General features: G+C 59.6%; 18 protein-coding genes. 11 read left to right on the top strand and 7 right to left on the bottom strand.

Annotated elements, in window-relative coordinates; translation table 11 throughout:
- Positions 1–36: 36 nt before the first annotated feature.
- The 3 genes from E8M77_RS08420 to E8M77_RS08410 form a co-directional block, all read right to left on the bottom strand.
- Entirely contained in the window at positions 37–882 is an 846-nt protein-coding gene (locus E8M77_RS08420; protein ID WP_137130179.1) for an aldo/keto reductase, read from the bottom strand.
- A gap of 117 nt (positions 883–999) precedes the next feature.
- A complete protein-coding gene (locus E8M77_RS08415; RefSeq protein ID WP_137130178.1) occupies positions 1000–1272 on the bottom strand; it encodes a Txe/YoeB family addiction module toxin in 273 nt (90 codons plus the stop codon).
- Between the two features lies 1 nt (position 1273).
- Complete coding sequence (locus tag E8M77_RS08410) at positions 1274–1525, bottom strand: type II toxin-antitoxin system Phd/YefM family antitoxin (protein WP_137130177.1); 252 nt, start codon at positions 1523–1525, stop codon at positions 1274–1276.
- Positions 1526–1721: 196 nt separating this feature from the next.
- Here E8M77_RS08410 and E8M77_RS08405 point away from each other — a divergent pair, with 196 nt between their 5' ends.
- From E8M77_RS08405 to E8M77_RS08385, 5 genes are all read left to right on the top strand, one after another.
- Positions 1722–2315 carry a LysE family translocator gene (locus E8M77_RS08405; RefSeq protein ID WP_137130470.1) on the top strand — a complete coding sequence of 198 codons (594 nt, stop codon included), beginning with the start codon at positions 1722–1724 and terminating at the stop codon, positions 2313–2315.
- Positions 2312–2983 carry a nitrile hydratase subunit alpha gene (nthA, locus tag E8M77_RS08400; protein WP_137130176.1) on the top strand — a complete coding sequence of 224 codons (672 nt, stop codon included), beginning with the start codon at positions 2312–2314 and terminating at the stop codon, positions 2981–2983. Before E8M77_RS08405 ends, nthA begins: the two co-directional genes overlap by 4 nt.
- A complete protein-coding gene (nthB, locus tag E8M77_RS08395; RefSeq protein WP_137130175.1) occupies positions 2980–3639 on the top strand; it encodes a nitrile hydratase subunit beta in 660 nt (219 codons plus the stop codon). Before nthA ends, nthB begins: the two co-directional genes overlap by 4 nt.
- Positions 3626–3997 (top strand): nitrile hydratase accessory protein, encoded by a 372-nt coding sequence (locus E8M77_RS08390; protein WP_137130174.1) that lies wholly within the window; start codon positions 3626–3628, stop codon positions 3995–3997. The genes nthB and E8M77_RS08390 overlap by 14 nt, the downstream gene beginning before the upstream one ends.
- 68 nt (positions 3998–4065) lie before the next feature.
- Positions 4066–5190 (top strand): ATP-dependent RecD-like DNA helicase, encoded by a 1125-nt coding sequence (locus tag E8M77_RS08385; protein ID WP_137130173.1) that lies wholly within the window; start codon positions 4066–4068, stop codon positions 5188–5190.
- 13 nt (positions 5191–5203) lie between these two features.
- Here the strand turns inward: E8M77_RS08385 and E8M77_RS08380 are convergent, their stop codons facing one another.
- Complete coding sequence (locus tag E8M77_RS08380; RefSeq protein ID WP_137130172.1) at positions 5204–5884, bottom strand: MerR family transcriptional regulator; 681 nt, start codon at positions 5882–5884, stop codon at positions 5204–5206.
- A 261-nt stretch (positions 5885–6145) separates the two neighbouring features.
- On the opposite strand from E8M77_RS08380, the gene E8M77_RS08375 reads away from it, so the two are divergent.
- Entirely contained in the window at positions 6146–6898 is a 753-nt protein-coding gene (locus tag E8M77_RS08375; RefSeq protein ID WP_137130171.1) for a pyridoxine 5'-phosphate synthase, read from the top strand.
- A 97-nt stretch (positions 6899–6995) separates the two neighbouring features.
- Here the strand turns inward: E8M77_RS08375 and E8M77_RS23865 are convergent, their stop codons facing one another.
- Positions 6996–7133 carry a hypothetical protein gene (locus E8M77_RS23865; RefSeq protein WP_170975789.1) on the bottom strand — a complete coding sequence of 46 codons (138 nt, stop codon included), beginning with the start codon at positions 7131–7133 and terminating at the stop codon, positions 6996–6998.
- 120 nt (positions 7134–7253) lie between these two features.
- Positions 7254–8135, bottom strand: coding sequence for an SDR family oxidoreductase (locus tag E8M77_RS08370; protein WP_137130170.1), 882 nt, complete (start codon positions 8133–8135; stop codon positions 7254–7256).
- Between the two features lie 183 nt (positions 8136–8318).
- On the opposite strand from E8M77_RS08370, the gene E8M77_RS08365 reads away from it, so the two are divergent.
- Complete coding sequence (locus tag E8M77_RS08365; protein WP_137130469.1) at positions 8319–8681, top strand: helix-turn-helix domain-containing protein; 363 nt, start codon at positions 8319–8321, stop codon at positions 8679–8681.
- A 17-nt stretch (positions 8682–8698) separates the two neighbouring features.
- On the opposite strand, the gene E8M77_RS08360 is transcribed toward E8M77_RS08365, so the two are convergent.
- Entirely contained in the window at positions 8699–9046 is a 348-nt protein-coding gene (locus E8M77_RS08360) for a DUF4087 domain-containing protein (protein WP_137130468.1), read from the bottom strand.
- A gap of 195 nt (positions 9047–9241) precedes the next feature.
- Here E8M77_RS08360 and E8M77_RS08355 point away from each other — a divergent pair, with 195 nt between their 5' ends.
- The 4 genes from E8M77_RS08355 to E8M77_RS08340 all read left to right on the top strand — a co-directional run bounded on the left by E8M77_RS08355 (position 9242) and on the right by E8M77_RS08340 (position 12817).
- A complete protein-coding gene (locus E8M77_RS08355) occupies positions 9242–9859 on the top strand; it encodes a TetR/AcrR family transcriptional regulator C-terminal domain-containing protein (protein WP_137130467.1) in 618 nt (205 codons plus the stop codon).
- A gap of 62 nt (positions 9860–9921) precedes the next feature.
- Positions 9922–10941 carry a ketol-acid reductoisomerase gene (gene ilvC, locus E8M77_RS08350; protein WP_137130169.1) on the top strand — a complete coding sequence of 340 codons (1020 nt, stop codon included), beginning with the start codon at positions 9922–9924 and terminating at the stop codon, positions 10939–10941.
- A gap of 330 nt (positions 10942–11271) precedes the next feature.
- The gene (locus E8M77_RS08345) at positions 11272–12000 is read left to right on the top strand and encodes a GntR family transcriptional regulator (RefSeq protein WP_137130168.1); all 729 of its coding nucleotides are present in this window, start codon (positions 11272–11274) and stop codon (positions 11998–12000) included.
- A 31-nt stretch (positions 12001–12031) separates the two neighbouring features.
- Positions 12032–12817 (top strand): transporter substrate-binding domain-containing protein, encoded by a 786-nt coding sequence (locus E8M77_RS08340; protein ID WP_137130167.1) that lies wholly within the window; start codon positions 12032–12034, stop codon positions 12815–12817.
- Positions 12818–13084 lie beyond the last annotated feature (267 nt).

Here is a 13084-nt window from a genome sequence, read left to right as displayed (position 1 = left end):
TTCTACCGGTTTGAATCCGCGTCTTCACAGATTGATTCATAGCATTTCCAGCGGCTGCTTGGTCACTGGAGGCGGAAAGCTCCGGTCGAGTTCGGCCCAATCTTCGTCACTGATATCGAGATCGATTGCATCGCGGTTTTCCTCGACGCGTACAACTTTGCCTGTCTTGGGAATGGCAATCACGCCGTCCCGCTCCAGCACGAAGGCAAGTGCCACCTGGGCCGGCGTTGCCTGACAGGCCTTGGCGATGCGGATGATCTCGGGGTGATGCAGCAATTCTCCCTGTTCGATGGGCGAATAGGCCATCACGGCAATGCCGCGCTCCTGGCACCAGGGCAGGAGATCATATTCAATGCCGCGTCTCGACAGATTATAGAGCACCTGGTTTGCCGCGCAGTTCTTGCCGCCCGGAACCTGCATCAGTTCCTGCATGTCATCGACGTCAAAATTCGACACCCCCCAGGCGCGGATCCGCCCCTCCTTGCGCAGGTCTTCCAGACCGTCAACCGTTTCCGACAGCGGATATTGTCCACGCCAGTGCAGCAGATAGAGATCGAGCCTGTCCGTTTTCAGCCTTTTGAGGCTTCGCTCGCAGGCAGCCCGTACGCCGTCGCGGCTGGCATTCCACGGATAAACCTTGCTGACGAGGAAGACTTCGTCGCGCCTGCCGGCAATTGCCTCACCCACCAACGTCTCGGAGGCACCTTCGCCATACATTTCCGCCGTGTCGATCAGCGTCATGCCGAGGTCAATGGCAGTCTTCAGGGCGTCAATCTCGCTTGATCGGTCCTTCGAAACCTCGCCCATCTTCCAGGTGCCGATGCCAAGGGCTGGCACCTGCAGGCCGGAGGGCAGGGTCACAGTCGGCATGTCATCATGCATGGCGGGCTCCTTGATTGCTGCGGGTCAGAGCCAATGATATAGTCGCAATGTCTGGAGGGCCAAGATCATGGCGCCTGGAAGATCAACATACCGCGCGGCTTCACGCCTTCAGGTGATTCATTTTTCGTAGTGAAAGCGGCACTGAATGATTGCCAGTTGCTGGTCATCACCTTTACCGCCCACACGATAGACAAGACGGTGCTCGCCAAGGATGCGTCGTGACCAGAAACCGGCAAGATCGCCCTTCAGGGGCTCAGGCTTACCCAGGCCATGGAATGGAGCTCTCTTGGTGTCTTTGATGAGCTCGTTGATCTTCTCGACCATTTTCGCGTCATTGTTCTGCCAGAACAGATAGTCTTCCCAGGCATTCGCGGTCCAGAGAAGCTTCATGTCAGGCTGTCGGATCGGCGTCAATCATCTGACCCTTGCCAAGCTGATCGATGCTTTCGCGCAGCCGCTGCGAATTGGCCGGCGTCGACAGCAGATGCAGTGTTTCCTGCATGCTTTCATATTCCCCTTCCGCCAGCACGACGAGCCCTTCCGTGCCCTGTCGGGTCACCAGCAGGGGCGCGCGCGACGACAGGACCTGATCGAAATGTGTCGCGATGTTCTGCCGAAATTCCGTCAACCGGATATGGGCCATCTGCATTCTCCCTGCATGGCTTCAATGTACGTATATGCGTACAGATTTCTGATGAAGTCAATTCCGCTTAAAAAGTCCGTTCTTCTGAACATCTGTCCCCATCCATCAAATCAAATGCGGTCCATATCAAAAGCGACGATTGGTCATGGCCCTGTCGCTTCCCTATGGTGGCGAGACCGGAGACGCCAGAGACCCCATGACATTCGACACGCTGCTTGCCCTCATCCTGTTTGCCTTCACGACCTCGATCACGCCGGGGCCGAACAATATGATGCTGTTTGCATCCGGCGTGAATTTCGGCTTTCGCCGCACCATTCCGCATATGCTGGGCATCGGGGCAGGGTTCTTCACGCTGCTGATCGGGGTCGGGCTGGGGCTCGGTGCCGTGCTACATGCCTATCCGCCGCTGTTTCTCGCCCTGAAGATTGCCGGCGGCCTATATCTGCTGACGATCGCCTGGAAGATCGGCATGTCGCGAACGCTTGGCGAAGGCAAAACGGCCGGCCAACCGATGAGCTTTGCGGGGGCTGCCGCGTTCCAATGGGTCAATCCGAAGGCCTGGGTCATGGCAGTTACCGGCATGGCGGTCTATGCCGATGAGGTTGATTATCTGCACAGCGTCCTCCTGATCGGCTTGGTGTTTGCCGCAGTCAACCTGCCCAGTGTCTCTACCTGGGCAGGCTTCGGTTCGGCTTTGCGCAACTGGCTGTCGGTGCCGGTGCGGCTGAAATGGTTCAATATCACCATGGGCGTCTTGCTGGTGTTCAGCCTCTGGCCGATGATGCGATGACATATCACGAGGAGAGCCCTGTGGCCGGCGATCACCATCACCACGACGATCATCACCATGATCACCATCACGACAACCGCTATACAGACATGCAGGCGCGGGTGCGGGCGCTTGAAACGCTGTTGACCGAGAAAGGTCTCGTCGATCCGGCAGCACTGGATGTGATCGTTGAAACATATGAGACGAAGATCGGCCCGCGAAACGGTGCAGCCGTCGTCGCCAAGGCCTGGACTGACCCGGATTTCGCCGCCTGGCTCATGGCAGATGCAACGGCGGCGATTGCCAGCCTCGGCTTTACCGGCCGGCAAGGCGAGCATATGCGCGCCGTGTTCAATAGCGATGAAACGCACAATCTCGTCGTCTGCACGCTGTGCTCCTGTTACCCTTGGGCGGTGCTCGGCCTGCCGCCGGTCTGGTACAAGGCGCCGGCCTACCGCGCCAAGGCGGTCATCGACCCGCGCGGCGTGCTGGCGGAATTCGGCGTGACATTGCCGGAAGGGAAGAAGATCCGAGTCTGGGATTCAACCGCCGAACTGCGTTATCTCGTCGTGCCGCAACGTCCATCGGGCACTGACGGTTGGAGCGAGGCGCAACTGGCCGCGCTTGTCACGCGCGACAGCATGATCGGCACCGGGCTTGCCCGTGAAGCAGGCGAGGTGGTGGCATGAACGGCCCGCACGATCTTGGCGGCCAGATGGGGTTTGGCCCGGTCGCGCCGGAAAAGGATGAGCCCTATTTTCATGGCGATTGGGAAAAGCGGGCGCTGGGCTTGACGCTTTCCTGCGGTGCCTTCGGCGCCTGGACGATCGACGAAAGCCGGCATGCGCGCGAAAACATTCCGCCGGCCAATTACCTTGCGGCCAGCTATTATGAAATCTGGATCCGCGCCCTGGAGGTTCTGCTGGAACGGCATGGCTTTGTGACGGGTGAGGAGATTGCTTCTGCCAAGAGCCTGACGGCGGGATCGGTGCCGAAGCGTATCTTGAAGGCCGATATGGTGGCAGGCGTGCTTGCCGGTGGCGCGCCATGCGACCGTATGGTTGAGGCAGAACCCCGCTTTGTCATTGGCCAAATGGTGCGCACGAAAAACATCAATCCGGTGGAGCATACGAGATTGCCGCGCTATGCGCGGGCAAAGACCGGCGTGATCGAGGCTGTACAGGGCGGCTTTGTCTATCCCGACGACAATGCGCATGGGCGCGGCGAAAACCCGCAATGGGTTTATACGGTGGTGTTTGACGGCCCGGAGATCTGGGGCGAGGGGAGCGATCCGTCGCTTTCCGTCTCGATCGATGCCTGGGAGAGCTATCTTGAGCCAGTGTGAAACCCCGTCTCCACTGATGAATTCGCCGGGTCTTCCCCAATCGCCGGAAGGGGCGCCGGTATTTGCCGAACCCTGGCAGGCGCAGGCCTTTGCGCTGACCGTGCATCTGCATGCGCAAAACGTGTTTTCCTGGAGCGAATGGGCCGCGCATCTGTCACACGAGGTCCACCGGAGCGAGCGGGCCGATGACGGTTCCGACTATTTCGATGCCTGGGTGGCGGCACTGACGCATCTGCTTGCGGAAAAGGGCGTGGCTGACGAGGCTGCGGTCCTGACGCTTCAACACAGCTGGCAGCGGGCCGCCGAGGCGACGCCGCATGGCAGCCAGATTTCACTGGACAATGATCCGCTGCGATAACGGCTGAAGAAGGCATCGAGTACCTGTTTCAGGTTGCTATTCTGTTCCGAATCCGTGAAGGAAGAGGAATGCAATTTGCACCGCAACAGGACGAGGCCCTCAAGGCCGTTTCGAAGTGGCTGAAAGACGGCCGCACCCAGGTCTTTCGCCTGTTCGGCTATGCTGGCACGGGCAAAACCACGCTTGCCAAGCATTTTGCCGAGAATGTCGATGGCGAAGTGCTGTTTGCCGCCTTTACCGGCAAGGCGGCCCAGGTGCTGCGTTCGCGCGGCGCCACCAATGCCCGCACCATCCATTCGCTGATCTATCGTCCGCGCGGCGAGGAGGCCGTGGAGAACGAAGAAACCGGCAAGACCTCGGTGTCGCCTATGTTTTCCATCAACCGCCAGAGCCCGCTTGCCAAGGCGGCGCTGATCGTCATCGACGAATGCTCGATGGTGGATGAGCAGCTTGGCAAGGACCTGATGAGTTTCGGCACGCCGATCCTCGTGCTCGGTGATCCGGGCCAGTTGCCGCCCGTCTCCGGCGGTGGTTTCTTTACCGAGCAGCAGCCGGATTACCTGCTGACCGATATTCATCGCCAGGCGCGCGACAATCCTATCATTCAGCTTGCCATGCAGATCCGTGAGGGTCGCGAGATCATGAATGGCGATTATGGCACAGCGCAGGTCATCTCGCGCAACGAGGTCAACCAGGAACTGGTTTTGGAGGCCGATCAGGTGCTGGTCGGCACCAATAAGACACGCCGACGCTATAACCAGCGGCTGCGTGAGCTGAAAGGCTTCAATCAGCCCTATCCTCAATCGGGCGACAAGCTTGTCTGTCTGCGCAATGATCCGGCCAAGGGCTTGCTGAACGGCTCGCTCTGGCAGGTGATGAGTTCGTCACGCGAAACCGTCAAACCCGGCATCAACCTGATGATCCGGCCAGAAGACGACGACATGAACCGCGGTGCCTCCAAGATCAAACTCTTGAAGCAGGCTTTCGAGGAGGAAGGGGAAATCCCCTGGACCACCCGCAAACGCTATGACGAGTTCGACTTCGGCTATGCTCTGACTGTCCACAAGGCGCAGGGCTCACAGTGGAACAAGGTCGTGCTGTTCGACGAAAGCTGGGCGTTCCGCGATACGCGCGAACGCTGGCTCTATACAGCTGTCACCCGCGCCGCCGAAACGCTGACCATCGTGCGCTGAGGCATCTCTTCCGCTAATGCGGCAGAATGCCCAGGATGATCGCCTTGGCGGCGGCCTGGAACCGGTTGGAGACGCCGAGCTTGCGGATCAGTTCGCTCTCCATGTCTGCCAGCGCTTCGGTGTCTATTCCCAGCCGTTCGGCGAGTTCGGCACCCTTGAAGCCTTCCGTCATCAGGGCAAGGCAGCGATGCTCCAGTTCGGATACGGGTGGCCGCTGCTGTTCCGAAATGGGAGTAAGGCCGATACAGCCATCAGTCATAGTGCGGATCTGCTGGATCTGCCGGTGGATCGATGAGATGTCGGATGCCAGTTCCCGCCTGCGGTTGTCGAGGGTCCGGCTGAAGAGTGCATCGGCTTCCTGCTGCGAGCGTACGTCCGAGAGTTCCTCCATTAACTCCTGGATTGCCGAGAGCGAGATGCCAACCTCGCGGCATGCGCCGATCACCGCCATTCGGCGGATATTGTTGGCATCATAGACCCGCATCGTGCCAAGGCGTTCAGCCGTGATCAGCCGTTTTTCCTCGTAAAAATGCAAGGTCCGGTGTGTCACGCCGAAGAGGTCGGCCATTTCCGCTATCGGAAGCGGTGCCTGAACGGACGGATCCAGCCGGGCGATGCGAGGCAGGATTGCCGGCGGCGTCGGCTTGCCACGCCAACTGTCGCTACGGTCCATATTGAAGAAATCTGATTGCATGGGTACTCCTCCCCATCAATGCCGTCGGAAACCATCAATGGTGTCCGTTCTGGCCATTCCCTCCCTATGCGCAGTTGTCTGTTGCGCACTTTTGATTAATTATAAAATTAGCAACTATTGATATAAATGGAACTGCGATTCTACCATCACAAGAATTCATAGGTTGGTCAGCAAATTGCGGGCTTTGAGGGGTGGAAAGTCATTGCTCTGTCACAAGTCCATGCACTAGACATCGGTCGATATTCGCGAAGGACGAAGCCGATGCCCGCCAAGCTTTCCGTCAACCTGAATGCCGTCGCCATGTTGCGCAACCGCCGTGACCTGCCATGGCCAAGCGTCATGCATCTGGGCCGCGTGGCGCTTCAGGCCGGTGCCTATGGTCTGACGGTTCATCCGCGGCCTGACCAAAGACACATCCGCTTTTCCGACCTGCCGGATCTGCGTGCGCTCATCGATGACGAATTCCCGAGTGCCGAGTTCAATATCGAAGGCTATCCGAGCGAGGATTTCCTGGCGCTGTGCGAACGTACGCAGCCTGAACAGGTGACGCTGGTGCCCGATGATCCTGCCCAGGCTACGTCCGATCACGGGTTTGACTTCAGGACTCAGAGCGAGATGCTGAGGCCGATCATTGCCCGCCTCAAGCGTGGCGGCATGCGCGTTTCGCTGTTTGCCGATGGCGATGGCGATGAGGAGGCAGTCCAGCTTGCCAAGGCAACTGGTGCCGACCGCATCGAACTCTATACCGGCCCCTATGGCGGCTGTTTCGATGCCCCGGCAAAGGCCAAAGACATGCTGGAGCTTCTGGGGCGCACGGCCGATGCGGCCGAGGCACTCGGGCTCGGCGTCAATGCAGGCCATGACCTGACGGTTGCCAACCTGCCGGCCCTTGTCAAGCGCATCCCGCGTCTTGCCGAAGTCTCGATTGGTCATGGCCTGACGGCCGACGCCCTGGAATATGGTATGGCGGAAACAGTACGCCGCTATCGCCGCGCCTGTGGCGAGACCATCTGAAATCCGCTTCAGAGATCGAGCACCCATGTCTGACCGTTGGCTCGAAAGCTTTCGAGAGTGCGGCTGAGATGGGCGGGGTCAAGCGACAGGTCGCGTGTCAGAACGCTTGCGGCAATGCCTGGACGCGCGCTTCGGCCAGCGTATAGCCGGCGCCCAGATAATCGCGGCCGAGTATGCCAAGCTGGTGCGTATAGAAGCGGTTGAAATCGCGGATCGTGCCGAAAAGATCGGTCATGGCCAAATCCTCAATTGAGGATTAAGTCCGGCATTTTATTTGATGCAGGCAACTAAACCAATGAACCGGCGGCAACAGTGGGCATGCCGCCGCCGGTGTCGAGGCTGATCGAGGCGTCGATCAGCCCAACGCTGCCTTATGCTGTACGAAGAAGTCGGCAACCGACTGGGGCTTGCGGCCCGTCAGCGTCTCAAACGTGTCGGTGACGATGTCGAAATTGCCTTCGCGGATGTTCGCGTCGGCAGACACAACGAGTTCCACGACCAATTCCGGCATGCCTGCACCGCGCACGCCAGCGGCCAGCTGTTCGTCTGTTACCTGTACTACCTGAAGCGGCTTGCCGGCGGCGTCCGAAACGGCCTTGGCGATCTGGTCGGCGTTCAGCGATTCCGCACCGGTCAGGGTCACGATGCTGTTGCCCGTGGGTGTATTGGCCAGTGCTGCCGCAGCGGCGGCTGCGCAGTCTTCGCGCGAAATGTTGGCGATGCGGCCATCACCGGTCGACGTGTACCACTGGCCGATCTGCAGGTTGTGCGGCATGCCCATGAAGTAGTTGTCGATGTACCAGGAATTGCGGATGATGGTGTAGCCGAGGCCGCTGGCTTTGATTGCTTCTTCCGTGCCCAGATGATCGGGAGCAAAGCTGATGAGAGATTTGTCAGGGTTGGGCATGGATGTGTAGAGGATGTGCTTGACGCCGGCCTTGGCGGCGGCGGCCACGGCAGCCTTGTGCTGAACGAGGCGCTTGCCGGGAACGGCGAGTTCATCCGTCGAGATGAGCAGAACGCGGTCGATGCCGGCAAATGCGGCTTCGAGGCTGGCCTGATCGTCAAAATCGGCAGCGCGTGTTTCAACGCCCTTGGCGGCGATGTCGGCAAGCTTTGCGGGGTTGCGGCTGGCGGCGACGATATCGGATGCCGCCACTTTGCCATTGGCAAGAAGATGGGAGACGACGGCGCTGCCGAGCTGGCCAGAGGCACCTGTCACGAGAATCTTGGTCATCTGCGTTTCCTTCCTGATGGGCCGAGAGCGGCCTGAAATACTGCTCTCTTTTTGAGAGTAGCGCTAAAATAGGAATTGACGGCCTGCTGTAAAGAAGGCAGTTTTTGGGTAGATCGTTACTGAAAGGGAACTGCCTTGGATCAGCGTGCTCATACCTTCCTGCGAAGCATTGCGTCCTGCGTCATGAGCGAATGGGATGCAGGCAATTGTCCCATTCGCGATGTGATGAGCCAGATCGCCGGCAAATGGTCGATCCTGCTCTTGCATGCCTTGTCCGAGCGTTCCTACCGTTTCGGTGAGTTGCGCCGGCTGGTGCCGGATATCTCGCAGCGCATGCTGACGCAGACGCTGCGTGATCTTCAGCGCGATGGTTATATCGACCGCACGGTGCATCCGACCAAGCCGCCGAGCGTCGAATATAGCATGACGCCGCTTGGCCAGTCGCTGTTTGCGCCCCTGTCACGCGTGCTGCAATGGGCGGAGGCAAACCACACCCTGGTGAAGGCGGCGCGCGAGAAATTCGACACGTCCGATCTTGCCTGCTGAGTGACGACAGCCGGCTGTCACATGGCCGGCTTTGGCAGTTTCCTGTCGTTGCGGCACTTGGACAGTGCAAGCTGTTTGACGGATAGGATCTGCGTGATCCGCTTTTCCTGCCTGTCGACCACGACGGACATACAGGCGCAGGCATTGCCGTAACTCCCATTCGTCTTGACGAATTCGCCGGCTGAAAAGTCCGGCAACAGGTCCACGCCCTTCGGTTCAACATCCGATCCTTGCGTCAGGATTGTCCAAGATCCGGCGCGGTCGGTCAGCCAGTAATTTCCCGGCGTCGGATTTTCCACCCAGCCGCAGCGGTTTTCCGCCGAAAGCGCTGGTGATGCCATCAGGATCGTGGCAACAAGGCCCATCAGAAATGCGGGTTTCACGGGTGGTTCTCCTCTCCTCCCGGCGCTGCTGCTTCAGCGCCTTGCCATAGAATTACGGTGCGGCATCGATTCGGGCCAGAAGCCTCTTGACGTTGGTGCGCGTCCTGCTTAAACGGGAGGAACCGTACGGTACGGTACGCAAGAGGGGTGAGCCACGTGTCTTCTGAACTGCCCGAAATGCCGGAGTTTTCGCCGCGCCAGAACGCTGTTCTGGAGCAGGCGTTGAAACTTCTGGTGGATGGCGGTGAAAAGGCGCTCACCACGTCGGGGCTTGCCCGCGCTGCCAATTGCTCCAAGGAAAGCCTTTACAAGTGGTTCGGCGATCGCGATGGCCTGCTGGCCGCGATGATCGCCTATCAGGCGAGCAAGGTGCGCACCTTCGAGCGCGGAGCAGGGCGGCTGACAGCCGATCTCCTGCGCGAACATCTGGAAACCTTCGGACGGGACCTGCTGGAGGTTCTGTCGGGCGAAGTATCGCTGGCGCTCAACCGCCTGGCTGTTGGCCAGGCAAGCCGCGAGGGCTCCAAGCTTGGCCGTCTGCTGATCGAACACGGTCGCCGCCAGATCGACCGGCGCGCCAATGGCCTGATGGAGGCGGGACGCCGCGCCGGGCTGTTGCGCTTTCCGGATGCTGATGGCGCCTATCACACACTTTATGGTCTCGTGGTCTCCGATCTGCATGTGCGCATGCTGCTGGGAGAGCCGGGCCTCAAGGACAATGCACGCCAGGCGGCGAAGGCGGTTGACGCTTTCCTGCAGCTTTACGGCGTGGCGCAGGATACCGAGAGCGTGTAAAGCGCGCTCTCGGATGCATGACAACCGCTAGAACAACACACCTTTAGGGAAGGACTAGAACAATGCGCGTCTATTACGATCGGGATGCTGATCTCAACCTCATCAAGTCGAAGAACGTCGTTATTGTCGGCTACGGCTCCCAGGGTCGCGCGCATGCGCTGAACCTGAAGGATTCGGGCGCCACCAATGTCGTGATTGCATTGAAGGCCGGTTCGCCGACGATCAAGAAGGCTGAAGCCGATGGCTTCAAGGTCATGACGGTTGCGCAAGCTGCTGCCTGGGCCGATCTTCTGATGATGGCGACCCCGGACGAGTTGCAGGCCGACATCTACAAGGCCGAAATTGCCGGCAATATCCGTGATGGCGCAGCGATTGCTTTTGCCCACGGCCTCAACGTTCATTTCGGCCTCATCGAGCCGAAGGACACGCTCGACGTCGTGATGATCGCACCGAAGGGTCCCGGCCATACGGTGCGTGGCGAATACCAGAAGGGCGGCGGCGTTCCTTGCCTCGTGGCCGTTGAAAAGAATGCTTCCGGCAATGCGCTGGAACTGGCGCTTTCCTACGCCTGCGGCGTTGGCGGCGGTCGTTCGGGCATCATTGAGACCAACTTCAAGGAAGAGTGCGAAACCGATCTCTTCGGCGAACAGGTCGTTCTGTGCGGCGGTCTCGTCGAACTGATCCGCGCCGGCTTCGAAACGCTGGTTGAAGGCGGCTATGCGCCGGAAATGGCCTATTTCGAATGCCTGCACGAAGTGAAGCTGATCGTCGACCTGATCTATGAAGGCGGCATCGCCAACATGAACTACTCGATCTCCAACACGGCAGAATGGGGCGAATATGTCACCGGCCCGCGCATCATCACGGCAGAAACCAAGGCCGAAATGAAGCGCGTTCTCGCCGACATCCAGACCGGCAAGTTCACCTCGGACTGGATGCAGGAATACCGCGCCGGCGGCGCCCGCTTCAAGGGCATCCGTCGCCTGAACGACAACCACCAGATCGAAGAAGTCGGCACCAAGCTGCGCGCCATGATGCCCTGGATCGGCAAGAACAAGCTGGTCGACAAGGCCGTCAACTAATCACTGCTTGCCGATCCCGGTCATCCCGTATGCTTCGCCTTCGGCTCAGCGGGGATCGGCAAGAACAGACTGCTCGACAAGGCCATCAACTGATTTTTCTGCCTCCAAGAGGCCGCCATTTAAGTCTGAGCATGCTCTCGCAGCCTTGTGATCGACTATATCCCTCAAAGAGGCCGGACAGTCATATGTCCGGCCTCTTTCGTTTGCTGCCTGCCTGAATTTTGTGTCGTTAATGCTCGCCTGCGTTGCACATTCATCATTAGAAATATTGACCATTCCTGATTTTACGAAACTTTCTATTCTGGCACGCGGATTGCTTTCCAGTCTTGTATGCAAGATTTGTCCACCGAATTGCCGCTCTTCCAGTCGATCGATTCCGCCATTGTCGAGGCGATCCTGTCGGCGCGCATCAGGCCGGGTGCGCGGCTGAATGAAAACCAGTTGGCGAGCCTTTACGGCGTGTCGCGCACCCGCGTGCGCGAGGCGATGATGCGTCTTGAGGCGCGCTGCATCGTCAGGGTCAGCCCGCGCCGCGGCTGGTTCGTCGTGGAGCCCTCGGCCGACGAAGCGCGTTATATCTACGGCGCGCGCCGGATGATCGAGGCCGGTCTCTTGCGCTCCATGGGGCCGCTTGATGCGGCGGGACGCGCTGCCCTTCATCAGCATCTGGAACTTGAGCGGGCGGCCATCGCTGCCGGTGACCGCCAGCGCCTGACCTGCCTGATGGGCGATTTCCACATTCGCATCGCGCAGCTGGCCGCCAATCCGGTGCTGATCGAAATCCTGCGCGATCTGACTGCCCGCACCATTCTGATCTCGCTGCTCTACCAGTCCGAGTTTCATGCCGTGCAGTCGCATGAGGGGCACTGCCAGATCGTCGAGGCGCTGGAAGCGGGCGATGCCGAACGTGCCGCAGCGCTGGCCGTCCAGCATCTCGACGAGGTGGAGGATGGGCTCGACCTGACGCGCCAGCCCGATCCGCTCGCCGATCTGCGTGAAACCCTGCAACCCAATCGGGAACCCGGCACCTCGCCGCGTAGCCCTTCCGCCTTCACCTGAGCATTTCAAGCCAAACCAAGGAGAACCGCCCATGTTTACCAGAAGACTGTTCGTTGCCGCTGCCGCGCTTGCCGCCAGCATCGGCTTTGCCGGTGTGTCGCATGCCGATGCCCTGTCCGACATCACCGCACGCGGCACGCTGCGCGTGGCCGTGCCGCAGGATTTCCCGCCCTTTGGCAGCGTCGGCACAGACATGACCTCGCAGGGCTATGACATCGACATGGCAAAGCTGATTGCGAGCAAGCTGGGCGTGAAGGTTGAACTCGTGCCGGTTACCAGCGCCAACCGAATTCCCTACCTGCAGACCAACAAGGTCGATCTGGTCATCTCCAGCCTTGGCAAGAATGCCGAGCGCGAAGCCGTCATCGATTTCACGGCGGCCTATGCGCCTTTCTTCAACGGCGTCTTCGGCCCGGCTGACCTGAAGGTCGAAAAGGCAGAGGATCTGGCCGGCAAGACGGTCGCTGTGACGCGCGGTTCGGTTGAAGATCTGGAACTGACGAAGGTTGCCCCGGCAACCGCCACCGTCAAGCGCTATGAAGACAATAATGGCACGATCTCGGCCTTCCTCTCCGGTCAGGTTGAAGTCGTGGCAACCGGCAATGTCGTGGCTGCTGCCATTCTTGCCAAGAACCCGCCGAAGCGCCCTGAGATGAAGTTCCTCATCAAGAATTCGCCTTGCTATATCGGCCTCAACAAGAACGAGGCAGCGCTTCTGGCCAAGGTTAACGGCATTGTGGCCGATGCCAAGGCCGATGGATCGCTGAACGCCATTGCCAAGAAGTGGCTGGGCGCCGACCTGCCGCAGGGTCTCTGATCCCTTCATCATGTAACCGGCATCATCCCGCCTGCGCGGGGTGATGCAACCTTCCAGATGGGGTAATACCAAGTGTCGATGATAGGAACCTATTGCGTGGGACCGGAGACGTTCATCCGGCAAGGAGCATACCGGAGAGCGATGCTCTTGTATCGGTCGAGGATTGCGACGCTGCCGGTGAACGAAATCCTGCCCATCCGAAGGACCGGGCGCTTTTGCCTCCCGGACGTTGTCGCAAATCCTCGCCGGACCGAGAGGTCCGACTGT

Source organism: Rhizobium sp. FY34 (genome assembly GCF_005222845.1).
Lineage (GTDB): Bacteria > Pseudomonadota > Alphaproteobacteria > Rhizobiales > Rhizobiaceae > Neorhizobium.
The sequence above is the reverse complement of the archived record's forward strand: the minus strand, read 5'-3'. Positions and strand labels throughout refer to the sequence as shown.

Coding starts and splice junctions, on each gene's coding strand:
- E8M77_RS23865 (WP_170975789.1), bottom strand. CDS start 7,133: ATGACCGATCTTTTCGGCACGATCCGCGATTTCAACCGCTTCTATACG.
- nthA (WP_137130176.1), top strand. CDS start 2,312: ATGACATATCACGAGGAGAGCCCTGTGGCCGGCGATCACCATCACCAC.
- E8M77_RS08405 (WP_137130470.1), top strand. CDS start 1,722: ATGACATTCGACACGCTGCTTGCCCTCATCCTGTTTGCCTTCACGACC.
- nthB (WP_137130175.1), top strand. CDS start 2,980: ATGAACGGCCCGCACGATCTTGGCGGCCAGATGGGGTTTGGCCCGGTC.
- E8M77_RS08415 (WP_137130178.1), bottom strand. CDS start 1,272: ATGAAGCTTCTCTGGACCGCGAATGCCTGGGAAGACTATCTGTTCTGG.
- E8M77_RS08375 (WP_137130171.1), top strand. CDS start 6,146: ATGCCCGCCAAGCTTTCCGTCAACCTGAATGCCGTCGCCATGTTGCGC.
- E8M77_RS08370 (WP_137130170.1), bottom strand. CDS start 8,135: ATGACCAAGATTCTCGTGACAGGTGCCTCTGGCCAGCTCGGCAGCGCC.
- E8M77_RS08360 (WP_137130468.1), bottom strand. CDS start 9,046: ATGGGCCTTGTTGCCACGATCCTGATGGCATCACCAGCGCTTTCGGCG.
- E8M77_RS08385 (WP_137130173.1), top strand. CDS start 4,066: ATGCAATTTGCACCGCAACAGGACGAGGCCCTCAAGGCCGTTTCGAAG.
- E8M77_RS08380 (WP_137130172.1), bottom strand. CDS start 5,884: ATGCAATCAGATTTCTTCAATATGGACCGTAGCGACAGTTGGCGTGGC.
- E8M77_RS08365 (WP_137130469.1), top strand. CDS start 8,319: ATGAGCGAATGGGATGCAGGCAATTGTCCCATTCGCGATGTGATGAGC.
- E8M77_RS08420 (WP_137130179.1), bottom strand. CDS start 882: ATGCATGATGACATGCCGACTGTGACCCTGCCCTCCGGCCTGCAGGTG.
- E8M77_RS08410 (WP_137130177.1), bottom strand. CDS start 1,525: ATGGCCCATATCCGGTTGACGGAATTTCGGCAGAACATCGCGACACAT.
- E8M77_RS08355 (WP_137130467.1), top strand. CDS start 9,242: ATGCCGGAGTTTTCGCCGCGCCAGAACGCTGTTCTGGAGCAGGCGTTG.
- E8M77_RS08340 (WP_137130167.1), top strand. CDS start 12,032: ATGTTTACCAGAAGACTGTTCGTTGCCGCTGCCGCGCTTGCCGCCAGC.
- E8M77_RS08345 (WP_137130168.1), top strand. CDS start 11,272: ATGCAAGATTTGTCCACCGAATTGCCGCTCTTCCAGTCGATCGATTCC.
- ilvC (WP_137130169.1), top strand. CDS start 9,922: ATGCGCGTCTATTACGATCGGGATGCTGATCTCAACCTCATCAAGTCG.